Origin of the sequence: Pseudomonas sp. NPDC089428 (assembly GCF_044749325.1) — a bacterium.
GTDB lineage: Bacteria > Pseudomonadota > Gammaproteobacteria > Pseudomonadales > Pseudomonadaceae > Aquipseudomonas.
This window is the reverse complement of sequence record NZ_JBIVHT010000030.1, coordinates 16,307-28,172: the sequence shown is the minus strand read 5'-3', so window position 1 is coordinate 28,172 and position 11,866 is coordinate 16,307. Positions and strand designations below refer to the sequence as shown.

Below are 11,866 nucleotides of genomic sequence, written 5' to 3'. Positions count from 1 at the left end.
GCGCCTTCGGCTACGCCGAAGGGGTGCTGCGCACCCTGGCCCTCCAGACGCCTGCGTTCGGCCTCCTGAAGTCGCACTCTGCGTCGCCTGAACTATCGCGCGCTTAGAAGCAAAAGCAGAGCCAGAGCCAGAGCCGGGGCCAGAGCTTGGCATCTGCTCTCGGGCAAAAAAAACCCGGGTTCTGGGGGGGGAATCCGGGTTAAGACCATTAGGAGTAAAACAAAGGTACGCGGTCCCTGAGCACCTTTATCGGCGCGCCACTTGGGGGGGATGCGCCGCGCCAACACTTCAAGTATTGGTCAGGTTTGGCACAGTGCCAGTGCTTCTCTGTTCGTTTTTTAAACAGATTTGGAATACGCCCGCCGTCCCTTCCTCCCTCAACGCATGGCAAGACGCTTTACTTGCTGAACAGCTTCGTCGATCAACTGCCCACTGGTATAGAAATGTGGCGAAAATCGCACACCGGGCCCTCTCAGTGCACAAATCGTCTGCTCCGCCAGCAGGCTTCGGTAGATAACCGCGCTGTCCCGCCCTTGAAGGCTGAAGGTCACGATGCCCGCCCTTCTTTCCTGGGTGGCAGGACTATGCAGATTCAAGCCCGGAATACCGCTCAGCCCTTGCAGCAGTTGATCGACCCGCAACTGCAATTGCCGGCCGACTTCGTCCATGCCGATCTCCTCCAGCAATGACAGGCTGGCTTCCAGGGCGCACGCGCCCAGCATGTTCGGGCTACCGCTCTCGAAGCGCCTTGCACTGCGGGCCGGCTGCCAGTCGCGGCGATCGAAGTCACCCAGACGTTCCAGCATATGCCAGCCATAGGCATGCAGCTTCAGCTGCGGGCGCAAGGCGGCGCGGCAATAGAACAAGCCCAGGCCCTCGGGGCCCAACATCCACTTGTGGCCGTCGGCCATGGCGAAATCGCAGCGGTAGCGCTGCACGTCGAAGGGCAGGGCGCCAATCTGCTGGATGGCATCGACACAGAACAGCACCTGGCGAGCCTGGCAGCCCTCGCCGAGGCGAGGCAGGTCCAGGCGCAGCCCGCTGGCGAACTGCACGGCGCTCACCGCCAGCAAGCGCGTGCGCGGGCCGCAGGCGGCGAGCAGCGCGGCTTCCGGGTCTGCCCCGGCAAGGCTCACCTGGTTTACCTCGACGCCATGCTCGGCCAACGCTTCCCAGACGACCCGGTTGGAAGGAAATTCCTCATCACTGATCACCACTTGGTCACCGGCCTGCCAGTCGAGACCGAAAGCAACCAGCGACAGCGCCTCGGATGTGTTCTTCACCAGCGCGATGTCTGCCCAGGAGGGCGCGTTGATCAGCCGCGCCAGCCTTTCGCGCAGCCTGCGTTCGGTGGCCAGCCATGTCGGGTAGTCGCTCGCCCCCAGGCGCACATTGTCACGGGCAAACCGCGCCACGGCCTCGCTGGCCCTGCGCGGCCAGGGAGCGATGGCCGCGTGGTTCAGGTAACGCAGCCCCGGCGCCTGTTCGAACTCATCGTGAAACATAGACATGGTTGGATGATCCGTGCAATTTGCTGCAAGTTAGGCATAATAAACCGCTTCAATGTCATCCAGTCCTTCCTATGCAGAAAGAACCTCGTAAGGTCCGTGAGTTTCGCCGTCGCGAACAGGAAATCCTCGATACAGCGCTGAAGCTGTTCCTCGAACAGGGTGAAGACAGCGTCACCGTCGAGATGATCGCCGACGCCGTGGGTATCGGCAAAGGTACGATCTACAAGCACTTCAAGTCCAAGGCGGAGATCTACCTGCGCCTGATGCTCGATTATGAGCGTGACTTGAACGCGCTGTTGCACTCGGCCGATGTCGATCGCGACAAGGAGGCGCTGTCGCGCGCCTACTTCGAGTTCCGCATGCGCGACCCGCAGCGCTACCGGCTGTTCGACCGCCTGGAAGAGAAGGTGGTCAAAGGCAACCAGGTGCCGGAAATGGTCGAACAGCTGCACAGCATCCGCGCGTCCAACTTCGACCGCCTCACCCAGCTGATCAAGGGCCGCATCAGCGAAGGCAAGCTCGAAGACGTGCCGCCGTACTTCCACTACTGCGCGGCCTGGGCGCTGGTGCATGGCGCCGTGGCGCTGTACCACTCGCCGTTCTGGAGCAATGTGCTGGAGGATCAGGAGGGCTTCTTCCAGTTCCTCATGGACATCGGCGTGCGCATGGGCAACAAGCGCAAGCGTGATCCGGAAACCACCAACTGAAGGTGCGCGTCGTCACCGGGTGAGCCTGGCGTGAAATGGGGACTTGCAAAAACTTGATCCATGAGTCAAGTTTTGCCAGCCCCGATTCATCCATGCCGGAGTCATCCATGATCGTCGATTGTCAAGGCAGGCGTTTTCGCAACCTGCGCGTCAGCCTGACGGCTGCCTGCAACTATGCCTGCAGCTACTGCGTGCCGGACGGCAAGCGCCTGGTCGCAGCCCAGGATGAGCTGTCGGCGGAGGCCTTGGCGCGTGGTGTGGGCTACCTCATCGAAGCCGCCGGCATCGAGCGTTTGCGCATCACCGGAGGCGAGCCGCTGGTCAGCCCTCGGCTGGATGCCTTTCTGGCGGCGGTGGCCAAGCTCGACCTGGACGACATCGCGCTGACCACCAATGGCCAGCTGCTCGCACGCAAACTGCCTCAGCTGCAGGCGGCCGGCATTCGTCGCCTGAACGTGTCCCTCGATACCCTCGATCCTCAGGCATTCCGCCGCATCGCCCGTGGCGGTGATCTGGCCAGTGTGCTGGCAGGCATGGACAAAGCCAGCGCCATGGGCATGCGCATCAAGGTCAACATGGTGCCAATGCGTGGCCAGAACCTCGATCAGGTGCTGCCGATGCTCGACTATTGCATGGCACGTGGCTTCGAGCTGCGCTTCATCGAACTGATGCGCATGGGGCATCTTGCCCGGGACAACAATGCGTTCCTGCAGCAGTTTGTCGGGCTCGATGCGTTGCTCGATGTGATTGGCGCCAGGTATGGCTATCAACAGGTCGAGGCGCCGCTGGACGCCACGGCGCTGCGCTACCAGATTCCCGGGCACGGCCATTTTGGTGTCATCGCCAACGAAAGCGTGCCGTTCTGCCGTACCTGCTCGCGGCTGCGCCTGTCCTCTACCGGCTGGCTGCACGGCTGCCTGTCTTCGAGCAATCGTCACTTTGTCGGCGACCTGCTGGAAAAACCACGTCATCAGGCGCTGCCAGGTTTGCAACGGTTGCTGGTAAAAGCCCTGGCAGACAAACAGGAACTGGCGTTTTCCGGAGGGGTGACGGTGATGAAGGTGATTGGCGGCTGAAGCTGGCGCAAAAGCTGCATCCGCCGGCTATTCGCCGGTTTTTCGTCACCGGCCACTGGAGGAAAGATGCGTAGCCTGGTCTTGCTGCTGACGCTGATGGCGTTGGGCGGTTGCATGAATGTCAGCGATATGGGCGAGGGCGTCCGTTACCACATGAGCGATGCCGGTTTGCTGGACCACAGCGATACCCGTCGTACCCTGTCGATTCGCCTGCAACCCGATTCGTTCATCTTCATCGGCCAGGGCGCGTTCATGCCGCCAGGCAAGGGCCCGGTGCCGAAGCAGAACGTGGTGGCCGAGGAGGCCTTCAAGAGCTTCGTCGAGTATTTCCCGCTGGTGCGTCGCGCCCAAGGGCCGCTGGGGCTTGAGGAAGCGATTGCCCAGGCCCGATCGGTGGGCGCCGATTATGTGCTGTACACCCGCTTTGCCCGCACGGACGACCGCATCGGCAATGGCGACGAGTGGTATGACGAGCAGGCTGTCGATCGACTGGGTTGGGACACCGGTGTCGTGCAGATGATGCTGATCGAGACCAACACGCGCTACCTGATCGACACGGCGCGGATCAAGAGCCGTGGCGGTTTGTTGACGTTCCACGACCAGTCACCGCAGGATTTGCTTGGCGCACCGATGCGCGAGTACGCTCGTAGCCTTCTGGGCATGAGCGAGTGAGGGCAGGGTGATGACGGATTCCGGCAAGGCCAACGATTTATTGGCGCAGATTCCCAAGCACAAGGGGCTGCCGCCGGTGCATCTGTGGAACCCGGATTTCTGCGGCGATATCGACATGCGTATCGCCCGCGATGGCACCTGGTATTACCTGGGCACACCCATCGGGCGCAAGCCGATGGTTCGCTTGTTCTCCACGATCATTCGCCGCGATGGCGATGATTATTTCCTGATCACGCCGGTGGAGAAGGTTGGCATCCGCGTCGATGATGCGCCGTTCGTGGCCGTGACGTTGGAGGTGCTTGGCAGCGGCGAGGCACAGGTGCTGCGCTTTACCAGCAATGTCGAGGACGAGGCCGAGGCGGGGCCACAGAATCCGTTGCGGGTCGAAATCGATCCGCTCACCCAGGAGCCATCACCCTACGTCTTGATGCGCACGAATCTGGAAGCGCTGATCCACCGCAATGTGTTCTACCAATTGGTCGACCTGGCAGTGCCGCGCATGATCGATGGCGAGGAGTGGCTCGGGGTCTGGAGCCACGGCGAGTTCTACCCGATCGGGCGCAATTGCTGAGATCGATTGCCGCTGGCTGGCACCCTGTTTTTTCTCCTGATTGGCCGTTTGCGCCGTGTGTCACCGGGCCTAACCTGCAGGCACTTGCCAATCAGGAGAAGCTCCATGAAACCTACCCGTCTTTACCTTGCCTTGTTCGTCATTGCTGGCCTGCTCGGTGGCCACGGCGCCGCTTGGGCGCACGGCGATGTGCCTGATCAGGTAAAGGTCTTGCAGGAAAAACAACCCGCCAATGCGCCTGGCAAGAAAGCCGTCATGCTCACTGTCAGCTATGCCCCCGGGCAGGCATCGCCCGCCCACCAGCATCCCGGTGCCGTCATGGCTTATGTGCTGGAAGGCGCGGTGGTCTCGAAACTCAACGACGAACAGGAAAAGACCTACAAGGCGGGGGAGTACTGGTACGAGGCGCCTGGGACCGTGCACAGCGTTTCGCGCAACGCCAGCAAGACCCGGCCTGCGAAATTGCTGGTGTGGAGTTTGGTGGATGAAGGCAAGCCGGTGACTGAGCCGCTTGGGGAGTGATGTGGGGGCTGAAAGGGGCTTGGCTGGGGAGGGTCAGCGCCTGTGAGATCGAGCGCCGCCCGCGCGGCGCATCGCGGATAAATCCGCTCCTACATTTGTTTCGGGCCAGTCTCTCCTGTGAGATCACCACCGTGCGCCTTGTTTGTTCCCTTCAAGATCGAGGTTGGCACAACTGCTTTCCATCTCTCTCCAGCCATGCACCAAGGCTGGCAGCCCAACTGGCACAGGACGGATTGGCCTGAAACAGATGTAGGAGCGGATTTATCCGCGATGCGCCGCGCGGGCGGCGCTCGATCTCACAGGCGCCACAAACCTTCAGCCAGGCAACGAAAAAGCCCCCGATGCTTACGCATTCGGGGGCTTTCTCAGTGTTTGGCTCCGCGACCTGGACTCGAACCAGGGACCCAATGATTAACAGTCATTTGCTCTACCGACTGAGCTATCGCGGAATCTGCGCGTATCTTACCGATTGCCCGGGGGAAGTCAAGCCTCCCCCTGACAAATCAATTAGTTACAGCACTTCAACGATAGCCTTGGTGACCACGTGAATGTTGCTCTGGTTCAAGGCGGCGACGGCGATGCGGCCGGTGTCCAGGGCGTAGATGCCAAAATCGTTCTTCAGGCGGGTAACCTGCTCAACGGTCAGGCCCGAGTACGAGAACATGCCCACCTGGCGGCCGACGAAGCTGAAGTCACGCTTGGCGCCGTATTCGGCCAGCAGCGCAACCATCTGCTTGCGCATGCCATGGATGCGCTCGCGCATCTCGCCCAGTTCGGCTTCCCACATCTGGCGCAGTTCGGCGCTGTTCAGCACGGTGGCGACGATGGTAGCGCCGTGGGTCGGCGGGTTGGAGTAGGTGGTGCGGATCACGCGCTTGACCTGCGACAGCACGCGGGTGCTTTCGTCTTTCGAGGCGGTGACGATCGACAGTGCGCCGACGCGCTCGCCGTACAGCGAGAACGACTTGGAGAACGAGCTGGAAACGAAGAACTCCATGCCCGACTCGGCGAACAGGCGCACAGCGAAGGCGTCTTCGCCGATGCCGTCACCAAAGCCTTGGTAGGCCATGTCGAGGAACGGCACGTGGCCTTTGGCCTTGACCACTTCCAGAACGTTTTTCCAGTCGTCCAGGGTCAGGTCTACGCCGGTCGGGTTGTGGCAGCAGGCGTGCAGTACCACGATCGAGCCGGACGGCAGGGCGTTGAGGTCTTCGAGCATGCCGGCACGGTTGACGTCGTTGCTCGGTGCGTCGTAGTAGCGATAGTTCTGCACCGGGAAGCCAGCGCTTTCGAACAGCGCACGGTGGTTTTCCCAGCTCGGGTCGCTGATGGCGACCACGGCGTTTGGCGAAATGCGCTTGAGGAAGTCGGCGCCGATCTTCAGAGCGCCAGTGCCGCCGACGGCCTGCACGGTAACCACTCGGCCAGCGGCCAGCAGTGGCGACTCGGCACCGAACAGCAGCTTCTGCACGGCCTGGTCGTAGGTGGCGATACCATCGATCGGCAGGTAGCCGCGCGAGGCGTGCTGGGCAGCACGCTGGGTCTCGGCTTCGATCACGGCGCGCAGCAGCGGAATGCGGCCTTCCTCATTGCAGTAAACGCCTACGCCCAGGTTGACCTTGTCGGTACGTGGGTCGGCGTTGAAGGCTTCGTTGAGGCCCAGGATAGGGTCGCGGGGTGCCAGCTCGACAGCGGAAAACAGGCTCATTGTTACTTCGGCTCTGATTGGAGAGTGATAGGGCGTACACGCTCCAGCCGAATGCACTGAAGCGGTGCACAAACGGGGAGTCAGTATAGTGATACCGACCGGTCACTGCGACAGCCTGGCGCAGGTTTTCCGGCAATTTGCGCGAAATTTTTTCGACCATTGGTCGAATTGGCCGGTCCACCGTAATGCGCGCTCACTACTTGCCCTTGATTCGGCCACCGGGCGGGCGCATTTGGGTATAGACTACTGGCTAAATTTACAGTTACTGCGTTACCGCGAGGTCCGTCATGTCCGAGTTCCAGCTCGTCACCCGTTTCCAGCCGGCCGGCGACCAGCCCGAGGCCATCCGCCAGATGGTCGAGGGCATCGACGCGGGCCTGTCGCACCAGACCCTGCTCGGGGTGACCGGCTCGGGCAAGACCTTCAGCATCGCCAACGTCATCCAGCAGGTGCAGCGGCCAACCCTGGTGCTGGCGCCGAACAAGACCCTGGCGGCGCAGCTGTATGGCGAGTTCAAGGCGTTCTTCCCGAACAACGCGGTGGAGTACTTCGTTTCCTACTACGACTACTACCAGCCCGAGGCCTACGTGCCGTCGTCGGACACCTTCATCGAGAAGGATGCCTCGATCAACGACCACATCGAACAGATGCGCCTGTCGGCGACCAAGGCGCTGCTGGAACGGCGCGACGCGATCATCGTCACCACCGTGTCATGCATCTATGGCCTGGGCAGCCCTGAGACCTACCTGAAGATGGTCCTGCACGTCGATCGCGGCGACAAGCTCGACCAGCGTGCGCTGCTGCGCCGCCTGGCCGACCTGCAGTACACCCGCAACGAAATGGACTTCGCCCGCGCCACCTTCCGTGTGCGCGGTGACGTGATCGACATCTTCCCGGCCGAATCCGACCTCGAGGCCATCCGCATCGAGCTGTTCGACGACGAAGTGGAGAACATCGCCGCCTTCGATCCCCTGACCGGCGAGGTCTTCCGCAAGCTGCCGCGTTTCACTTTCTACCCCAAGAGCCACTACGTGACCCCGCGGGAAACCCTGCTGGAGGCGGTGGAGGGCATCAAGGAAGAACTGAAGGACCGGCTCGAGTACCTGCAAAAGGCCAACAAACTGGTCGAAGCCCAACGCCTGGAGCAACGTACCCGCTTTGATCTGGAGATGATCCTCGAACTCGGTTACTGCAACGGCATCGAGAACTACTCGCGCTACCTGTCCGGGCGCCCGGCCGGCGCGCCGCCGCCCACCCTCTACGACTATCTGCCGCCCGATGCGCTGTTGGTGATCGACGAGTCCCATGTCAGCGTTCCGCAGGTCGGCGCCATGTACAAGGGCGACCGCTCGCGCAAGGAAACCCTGGTCGAATACGGCTTCCGTCTGCCGTCGGCGTTGGACAACCGGCCGATGCGCTTTGACGAGTGGGAGGATGTCAGCCCGCAGACCATCTTCGTGTCGGCCACCCCTGGCCCCTACGAAGCCGAGCATGCAGGCCGCGTGGTAGAGCAGGTAGTGCGCCCTACTGGCCTGGTCGATCCGCAGGTGGAAGTGCGCCCGGCGCTGACCCAGGTCGATGACCTGCTGTCGGAGATCCGCAAGCGAGTCGATCAGGGCGATCGGGTACTGGCCACCACGCTGACCAAGCGCATGGCCGAAGACCTTACCGATTACCTGGCCGACCATGATGTGCGGGTGCGCTATCTGCACTCGGACATCGACACTGTGGAGCGCGTCGAGATCATCCGCGATCTGCGCCTGGGCACCTTCGATGTGCTGGTGGGTATCAACCTGCTGCGCGAGGGCCTGGACATGCCCGAGGTGTCGCTGGTGGCGATTCTCGATGCCGACAAGGAAGGCTTCCTCCGTTCCGAACGCTCGCTGATCCAGACCATCGGCCGCGCTGCCCGTAACCTCAATGGCCGGGCGATCTTGTATGCCGACAACATCACTGGCTCCATGCAACGCGCCATCGACGAGACCGAACGGCGGCGCGAGAAACAGATCGCCTTCAACCAGGCCAATGGCATCGTACCCAAGGGTGTGGTCAAGGACATCACCGACATCATGGAAGGCGCCACCGTGCCTGGCGCGCGCAGCAAGAAGCGCAAGGGCATGGCCAAGGCGGCGGAAGAGAGCGCCCGTTACGAGGCCGAGCTGCGTACCCCGGGCGAGATCACCAAGCGGATCAAGCAGCTGGAAGAGAAGATGATGCAGTTTGCCCGCGACCTGGAGTTCGAAGCCGCCGCGCAGTTGCGTGATGAGATTACCCAGTTACGTGAGCGCCTGATCACCAGCTGATTTCATTACTGGCTGCACTGGCCTCTTCGCGGGCAAGCCCGCTCCCACAGGATTGCTGCAACCCTGTGGGAGCGGCGGTTCGGCGCTCCGATTTACCCGCGAAGAGGCCAGTGCAGGTTAATGAGCCTCACCAGCTTTCAACCCCTCCGGCAGCTTGCGGGTCAGCAACACCGCCACCATGCTCACCGCCAAGCCGATCCCGACAAAATGGAAGGCATCGTTGTACGCCATGATCAGCGCCTGTTGATGAGCGATTTCGCTCAGCTTGCCCAGCGCCGCATTGTCATTGCCCAGCCGCTCTGCCAGCTGTGCCAGTCGCTCCGCCACCTGCGGGTTGCTCGGCACCACCGACTCCCGCAGGTAGTCGAAGTACACCTTGGTCCGCGCATCCAGCAAGGTCGCCAGCAAGGCAATGCCGATCGCACCGCCCAGGTTACGCAGGATGTTGAACAGGCTCGAAGCTGACCCGGCATCCTGAGGCTGGATATACGCCGTGGCGATCAGCGAAATGGTCACCATGATCATCGGCTGGCCAAGGGCGCGGATGATCTGGATATGGTTGAACTGCGGCCCGGCAAAGTCCGGGTTCAACACCCCTGAACCAAAGCTGGCGATACCGAACAGGCAGAAGCCGATGGCGCACAGCACCTTGGGCGACACCACCTTCATGAGCTGTGGCACCAGCGGAATCAGGAACAGCTGCGGAACGCCCATCCACATGATCACCTCGCCGATCTGCAGGGCGTTGTAGCCCTGGATCTGCGCCAGGTACAGCGGCAGCAGGTAGATCGACCCATAAAGCCCTACGCCCATGCCCAGGCTGGCAATGCTCGACAGGCCGAAATTGCGGTTGCCGAGGATGCGCAGGTTGATCAAGGGGTGCGGCTTGGAAAGCTGCAGGATGACGAAGGTGATCAGGCTGATCAGGGCGACGGTTGCCAGGCCGACGATCAGGTTGGACTCCAGCCAGTCCTTGCGGTGGCCTTCCTCGAGGAAGACCTGCAGGCAGCCCAGGCCCACGCCGAGGGTGACAATGCCGGCATAGTCGGTACTTTTCAGCAGTTCCCAGTGTGCTTCCTTTTTTTCCAGCCCATAGAGCAGGCCGGCGATCATCACCAGCCCGGGCGGGATGTTGATATAGAAGATGTATTCCCAGCCCCAGTTCTCGGTCAGCCAGCCACCCAGGGTCGGGCCGATCGAAGGGGCGAAGGTGGCGGTCATGGCGAACATGGCCATGCCTTTGGCGCGGTGGTGCTCGGGTAGCTTGATCAGGGTCAGGGTGAATGCCAGCGGAATCAGCGCGCCACCGGTGAAGCCCTGCAGAGCACGGAACAGGATCATGCTCTCGAGGTTCCAGGCCATCGAACACAGCAACGAAGACAGCAGGAAACCGCCAGACACCCACACCGCCAGGCGCCGCGCCGAGAGCAGCTGCACCAGCCAGGCGGTCAGCGGAATCATGATGATCTCCGCCACCAGGTACGAGGTGGAGATCCACGAGCCTTCCTCCAGGGTCGCTGACAGCGCACCCTGGATGTCCTTGAGCGAGGAGTTGGTGATCTGGATGTCTAGCACCGCCATGAAGGCGCCGAGCATCACGCTCATCACCGCGATCCAGTCGCGCCGGGTCGGCTCCGCAGTAGGGCGGAGCAGTTGATCACCGGCCATCGTGGCCTTCGTCTTCGCGGCGCAGATCGACGGTGGCGGTCACCGACATGCCGGGGCGAATGCGCCCATGCAGCGGGTTGTCGGCAGCGAACGTCAGCTTCACCGGAATGCGCTGTACCACCTTGGTGAAGTTGCCGGTGGCGTTGTCTGGCGGCAGCAGGCTGAACTGCGCGCCGGACGCGGCGAACAGGCTGTCGACGCGGCCCTCGATCGGGGTGTCGGGGTAGCTGTCGAACAGCAGCTCGGCACGCTGGCCGGGCTGCATCTTGCCGATCTGGATTTCCTTGAAGTTGGCCTGCACCCAGATGTTTTCATCAGGTACGATCGACAGCAGGTAGGCGCCGGCTTGCACTACCTGACCATTGCGCGCATTGCGCTGGCCGATGGTACCGCTCAGCGGGGCGCGGATCTCGCAGCGGGTCAGGTTCAGCTCGGCCTGGGCCAGGTCGGCACGGGCATTGGCGATCTGGGCGTCGAGGCGCTTGAGGTCGGCATTCAGGGCGTTGACCTGCTGGCGCTGGCTTTGCAGATCGGCACGGGCCTTGTCGACCTGGGAGCCGGCCACGTGGCTTTCCGCCGACAGGGTAGTGACCTGTGCTTCCGAGACGAAGCCAGGCTTGCGCAGCTTTTCGGCGCGGCTCAGGTCCAGACGCGAGCGGTCGAAGGTCGCCTGGTTGGCTGAAACCTGAGCCTGGCCGGCGGCGATCAGGCTGCCTTGCTGGGTCAGCCGGCTCTGGGCCTGGGCATACTCGGCCTCGCGGGTGGCCAGGGCGGCGCGGGCGCGTTCCACGGCCAGCTGGAAGTCGGCGACCTCCAGACGCACCAGCAGGTCACCCTTGTTCACGTGCTGGTTGTCGTCGACCCGGACCTCGTCGATGCGTGCGCCGAGCTGGCTGGAAATGCGGGTGATTTCACCCTGCACGTAGGCGTTGTCGGTGCTTTCGTAGAAGCGGCCTTTGAAATACCACTCGGCCAGGAAGGCGAGGGCGATGATGGCCACCAGGGTGAAGAAGATCGCCAGGCGGCGTTTGAGTTGGGCAGGCATGAGGACTATCGTTCCAGAAATGTAATCAAATTTAACAGCGGCACATGGCCAGTCGACAAGTGACGTTCGCGCCATTGCTGGAG

Annotated in this window: 10 protein-coding genes and 1 tRNA gene; 6 read left to right on the top strand and 5 right to left on the bottom strand. The window is 62.2% G+C overall.

The genetic code is table 11. From position 1 onward, the window contains the following. Positions 1-377: 377 nt before the first annotated feature. The gene (locus ACIPZ5_RS27445; RefSeq protein WP_343599791.1) at positions 378-1,511 is read right to left on the bottom strand and encodes an aminotransferase class V-fold PLP-dependent enzyme; all 1,134 of its coding nucleotides are present in this window, start codon (positions 1,509-1,511) and stop codon (positions 378-380) included. A gap of 71 nt (positions 1,512-1,582) precedes the next feature. On the opposite strand from ACIPZ5_RS27445, the gene ACIPZ5_RS27440 reads away from it, so the two are divergent. From ACIPZ5_RS27440 to ACIPZ5_RS27420, 5 genes are all read left to right on the top strand, one after another. After that, positions 1,583-2,218, top strand: a complete 636-nt coding sequence (locus ACIPZ5_RS27440) for a TetR/AcrR family transcriptional regulator (RefSeq protein ID WP_261941031.1) — start codon at positions 1,583-1,585, stop codon at positions 2,216-2,218. A 107-nt stretch (positions 2,219-2,325) separates the two neighbouring features. After that, entirely contained in the window at positions 2,326-3,294 is a 969-nt protein-coding gene (locus ACIPZ5_RS27435) for a GTP 3',8-cyclase MoaA (RefSeq protein ID WP_400811703.1), read from the top strand. Between the two features lie 66 nt (positions 3,295-3,360). Beyond that, positions 3,361-3,966 carry a DUF4823 domain-containing protein gene (locus ACIPZ5_RS27430; RefSeq protein WP_261941029.1) on the top strand — a complete coding sequence of 202 codons (606 nt, stop codon included), beginning with the start codon at positions 3,361-3,363 and terminating at the stop codon, positions 3,964-3,966. A gap of 10 nt (positions 3,967-3,976) precedes the next feature. After that, complete coding sequence (locus ACIPZ5_RS27425) at positions 3,977-4,537, top strand: DUF1285 domain-containing protein (RefSeq protein ID WP_261941028.1); 561 nt, start codon at positions 3,977-3,979, stop codon at positions 4,535-4,537. Positions 4,538-4,642: 105 nt separating this feature from the next. Then, positions 4,643-5,059 carry a cupin domain-containing protein gene (locus tag ACIPZ5_RS27420; RefSeq protein ID WP_400811699.1) on the top strand — a complete coding sequence of 139 codons (417 nt, stop codon included), beginning with the start codon at positions 4,643-4,645 and terminating at the stop codon, positions 5,057-5,059. A 373-nt stretch (positions 5,060-5,432) separates the two neighbouring features. On the opposite strand, the gene ACIPZ5_RS27415 is transcribed toward ACIPZ5_RS27420, so the two are convergent. Both ACIPZ5_RS27415 and ACIPZ5_RS27410 read right to left on the bottom strand, forming a co-directional pair. Next, positions 5,433-5,508 (bottom strand) — tRNA-Asn (locus ACIPZ5_RS27415). Between the two features lie 62 nt (positions 5,509-5,570). Beyond that, positions 5,571-6,767: an amino acid aminotransferase gene (locus ACIPZ5_RS27410; RefSeq protein WP_261941026.1), complete on the bottom strand. Its 1,197-nt coding sequence runs from the start codon at positions 6,765-6,767 to the stop codon at positions 5,571-5,573. A gap of 287 nt (positions 6,768-7,054) precedes the next feature. Between ACIPZ5_RS27410 and uvrB the strand changes: the two genes are divergently transcribed. Then, on the top strand, positions 7,055-9,070 hold the full coding sequence (uvrB, locus tag ACIPZ5_RS27405) for an excinuclease ABC subunit UvrB (RefSeq protein ID WP_343599783.1): 2,016 nt from the start codon (positions 7,055-7,057) through the stop codon (positions 9,068-9,070). Between the two features lie 117 nt (positions 9,071-9,187). On the opposite strand, the gene ACIPZ5_RS27400 is transcribed toward uvrB, so the two are convergent. Both ACIPZ5_RS27400 and ACIPZ5_RS27395 read right to left on the bottom strand, forming a co-directional pair. Continuing rightward, positions 9,188-10,678, bottom strand: coding sequence for an MDR family MFS transporter (locus ACIPZ5_RS27400; protein ID WP_261944342.1), 1,491 nt, complete (start codon positions 10,676-10,678; stop codon positions 9,188-9,190). 49 nt (positions 10,679-10,727) lie between these two features. After that, entirely contained in the window at positions 10,728-11,783 is a 1,056-nt protein-coding gene (locus ACIPZ5_RS27395; protein ID WP_400811695.1) for an HlyD family secretion protein, read from the bottom strand. Between the last annotated feature and the right edge of the window lie 83 nt (positions 11,784-11,866).

Coding starts and splice junctions, on each gene's coding strand:
- ACIPZ5_RS27435 (WP_400811703.1), top strand. CDS start 2,326: ATGATCGTCGATTGTCAAGGCAGGCGTTTTCGCAACCTGCGCGTCAGC.
- ACIPZ5_RS27420 (WP_400811699.1), top strand. CDS start 4,643: ATGAAACCTACCCGTCTTTACCTTGCCTTGTTCGTCATTGCTGGCCTG.
- ACIPZ5_RS27410 (WP_261941026.1), bottom strand. CDS start 6,767: ATGAGCCTGTTTTCCGCTGTCGAGCTGGCACCCCGCGACCCTATCCTG.
- ACIPZ5_RS27425 (WP_261941028.1), top strand. CDS start 3,977: ATGACGGATTCCGGCAAGGCCAACGATTTATTGGCGCAGATTCCCAAG.
- ACIPZ5_RS27440 (WP_261941031.1), top strand. CDS start 1,583: ATGCAGAAAGAACCTCGTAAGGTCCGTGAGTTTCGCCGTCGCGAACAG.
- uvrB (WP_343599783.1), top strand. CDS start 7,055: ATGTCCGAGTTCCAGCTCGTCACCCGTTTCCAGCCGGCCGGCGACCAG.
- ACIPZ5_RS27445 (WP_343599791.1), bottom strand. CDS start 1,511: ATGTCTATGTTTCACGATGAGTTCGAACAGGCGCCGGGGCTGCGTTAC.
- ACIPZ5_RS27430 (WP_261941029.1), top strand. CDS start 3,361: ATGCGTAGCCTGGTCTTGCTGCTGACGCTGATGGCGTTGGGCGGTTGC.
- ACIPZ5_RS27395 (WP_400811695.1), bottom strand. CDS start 11,783: ATGCCTGCCCAACTCAAACGCCGCCTGGCGATCTTCTTCACCCTGGTG.